At 25.1% G+C, this 3,531-nt stretch carries 2 protein-coding genes and 1 pseudogene; all 3 read left to right on the top strand.

Annotated features, from left to right (window positions below):
• The first annotated feature begins 748 nt into the window (after nt 1-748).
• Nucleotides 749-1,468, top strand: coding sequence for a GntR family transcriptional regulator (locus Q0V09_RS09285; protein ID WP_297488814.1), 720 nt, complete (start codon nt 749-751; stop codon nt 1,466-1,468).
• A 13-nt stretch (nt 1,469-1,481) separates the two neighbouring features.
• Nucleotides 1,482-2,933, top strand: coding sequence for a sulfatase-like hydrolase/transferase (locus Q0V09_RS09280; RefSeq protein ID WP_297488810.1), 1,452 nt, complete (start codon nt 1,482-1,484; stop codon nt 2,931-2,933).
• A gap of 113 nt (nt 2,934-3,046) precedes the next feature.
• A pseudogene (locus Q0V09_RS09275) lies at nt 3,047-3,531 on the top strand (hypothetical protein); the annotation flags it as partial.

The raw sequence follows: 3,531 nt of genomic DNA, 5'->3' as shown, positions 1-3,531 counted from the left end.
CTACACCAGGACGTACACTCTTTCCCTACACGACGCTCTTCCGATCTAAATAATGTTGGGATATCAAACATTTGAGAAAAAGCTATTGCCCCTGAATACAATGCTCCTGGAATTAATACAAAGGTATATCCTATCATAAATAAAAATGACATTAATTGTCTTGTTCCTTTATCATATCTTGCTTCAAAAAATTCTGGAATAGTTGTAAAACCACCTTTTAAATATCTTGGTAATAAATACATTGCTAATACACAAAGTGGAATTACAGATTGAACTGTCCAAGCCATAATTGAAAAATTCTTAGCATATGCTGATCCATTTGTTCCTATTAATTGTTCTGTTGATAAGCTTGTTAAAACCATAGAAAAGCCAATTACAACTCCAGATAACCCACGTCCAGCTAAAAAATAATCTTGAGCTGAATTTTCATCCCCCTTTGTCTTTAAATAAGACAATAATCCTATTAATCCTGTTACAAATAAAAAACTTGAAATTGTTAGAAACATTTTCTCCCCCTTTTTATTGATATAACTATTATTAAAAATAAGAATACATTATATTTGATTCATTAACAATAGTATTTTTTAATCAAAAAAAAATGTTATATTTGTTATGTTATTAATACAATAAATCTCAATATTATTCAAAAATTTGTTATGTTTGTCATGTTTAATAAATAAAAATATATGTTGTAATTTAAATATATATATGATAAAAATGGAGCATAACAATTTAGGGGGAGAGTTATTTGAACTTAAAAATTCCAACATATCAAAGAGTCTATAAAGATATAAAATTTAAAATCAATAATCAAGTATATAAAGATCATGAAAAAATTCCAACAGAATTCCAACTTTGTAAAAATTATAATACTAGTCGAATTACTATTAGAAAATCTTTAAGTTTATTAGAAAATGAAAACATAATACAAAGAATTCAAGGAAAAGGAACTTTTGTCACATCAACTCCAATTATTCAAGATAGATCTAACAGTAGTAAATTTTTTGATGATGTTATAAAAAATGGAAAAAAACCTACTTCCAAAGTTATAAGTATTAAATTATCCAAAGCAAATGAAGATATACAAAAAGAAATGAATATAACTTCTGAAAGGGAAATTTTAACTATTGAATGGATTAGATTCGCAGATTCTGAAGCTATATTATTTGAAAATATTATTTTTTTAGCCGACTATATTAATGGCTTAGAAAATTTTAATATTGAAAATCAAAAATTATATGATATATTGAAAACTCATTTTAATATATCTATAGAAAAAGGAAGAGAAGAATTTAAACCTATTTTTTTAAAAAAAAATATTGCAAAAATGCTAAAAGTAAAAGAAAATTCTTTAGGAATGGAAATAACCAAAAAATCTTGGTTTAATAACGAAATTTTCGAATATACAAAAGCATATGCAAAGGGAGATAATTTTATCTATACAACAGAATATACCAACATAAAATAAAAGGGGGATTTTTATGAAAAATATTGCTATTATTTTAATGGATCAAATTAGAACAGATATGCTTGGATGTTATGGCCATAAAATTGTTAAAACTCCACATATGGATGAATTTTCTAAAGATAGTATTAAGTTTACAGAAGCCTATACACCTGCTTCAGTTTGTTGTCCTGCTAGAACATCTCTTTTCACTGGACAAATGCCTAGTAATCATAAAATTATTAGAAATGTAGAAAAAGCTGAAGTTAAAGATCCTTCACCTGAAAATCCTAACATTATATCTCAACTAAAAGAATATAATAATATATATATTGGAAAATGGCATGTTGGTGGAGAACTTTTACCAAAAGATTATGGATTTTCAGGACATAATTTTGATGGTTATGGATATCCTGGAAGTAAACTTTATGAAAATATGATTTTTGATCAAGGACCTAAAAAAGAGGACAGATATAAAAATTGGTTGATTGAAAATAACTTTAAAATACCTAAAGTTACAGATGTTTATTTTGGTGATAATCCTCATTTAATTGTACAAGAGCTTTGCGGAAAATTACATTGCCCTAAAGAAGCTACATTACCTTACTTTATTATTGATGAAGCTAAAAAAGAGATATTAAAATCTAAAAATACTAATAAACCATTTTTTATTTGGATGAATTTTTGGGGACCACATACTCCATGTGTAATTCCTGAACCATATTTCTCTATGTATGATCCTAATGATGTTGTTTTAGATAAAAGTTTTTATACTCCACTAGAAAATAAACCTCTGCACTATAAAAATATATCAAAAATGTGGGGAATGTGGGATGCTAGTGAAGAAAATTGGAAAAATGTTATAGCTAAATTTTGGGGATATATTACTTTAATTGATGATGCTTTTGGTGAATTTATATCATTCTTAAAAAGAGAGGGATTATATGAAGATCTTTTTTTAGCACTAACAGCAGATCACGGAGATGCTATGGGAGCTCATAGAATGATTGAAAAGGGAGAATTTATGTTTGATTCCACTTATAAAATTCCTATGATTATAAAAGATCCTTGTAGTTCTCGTAAAGGAGAAATTGAAGATACTATGGTTTATTTACATGATTTAACTCCTACTTGTGTTCATATTAACAACTTATCTATACCTGATTTTTTTGATGGAAAATCTTTACTTCCTATTTTAAGGAATGAAAAATTCCAAGAAAGAAAAGGTATTCTTGGACAACTCGCTGGGCATTTTGTTTCTTTCGAACAAAGAATGTGGAGAAGAAAAGACTATAAACTAATATTCAATGCCACTGATATTTGTGAATTATATGATGTAGTAAATGACTCTGATGAAATGAATAATTTATTTTATAATCCACTATATAAAAGTATAAAAAAAGAGATGCTATATGAACTTTATGATGAAATGATTAAAATCAATGACCCTCTTGCTAACTGGCTATATAGAATTATTGATTGCATTTAAAATAAATTTAAAATTTAAAAGGATACTTTTAATTTAAGTATCCTTTTTTCGTGTTGACACATTTTTATAAAAATAGTATACTCAACTATAGATTAAATATCATGGAGAATCTTATGAAAAAAACATTAAATATTAGTTTAGCATATAAAAAAGATAAACGTTTAAATCAAGCACGTATAAATATATCTAAAGATATTTTAAATATGCTTTTTCTTTCTATTAAAAATAAAAAAATTCAAATAAAATATGAAAATAAAAAAATTCAAATATTATCTATAGATAATAATTGTAAGATAGAAACTATTTCTACAATAAAAGAAAATAAACTTATTTATTTTCAAACATCTAAAAATTTAGCTTTTGAGAAAGTGGGTAACAAATTATCAAATAAAATATATTACACATGTAAACTATTTATTCCACTTCCAATTAACAAAGATTTAAAGATTACTAAAACAAATAATAAAATATCTATGAATATTATTAATAATAAAATTATATTAACACTAGAGGAGGAAAATATTACAATGAACAATGGTAAAATTTATACAATAAAAGTTAATAAAGGAGGAATTGGTAAAACTTTTTTAACTGCTCA

The sequence above is a fragment of the uncultured Cetobacterium sp. genome (assembly GCF_947039425.1).
In the GTDB taxonomy this organism is placed as follows: Bacteria; Fusobacteriota; Fusobacteriia; order Fusobacteriales; family Fusobacteriaceae; genus Cetobacterium_A.
This window is presented reverse-complemented; position numbering and strand designations above follow the sequence as displayed.

Excerpts from the sequence above, each read along its gene's own strand:
- Q0V09_RS09280 (WP_297488810.1), top strand. The coding sequence starts at position 1,482 with ATGAAAAATATTGCTATTATTTTAATGGATCAAATTAGAACAGATATG.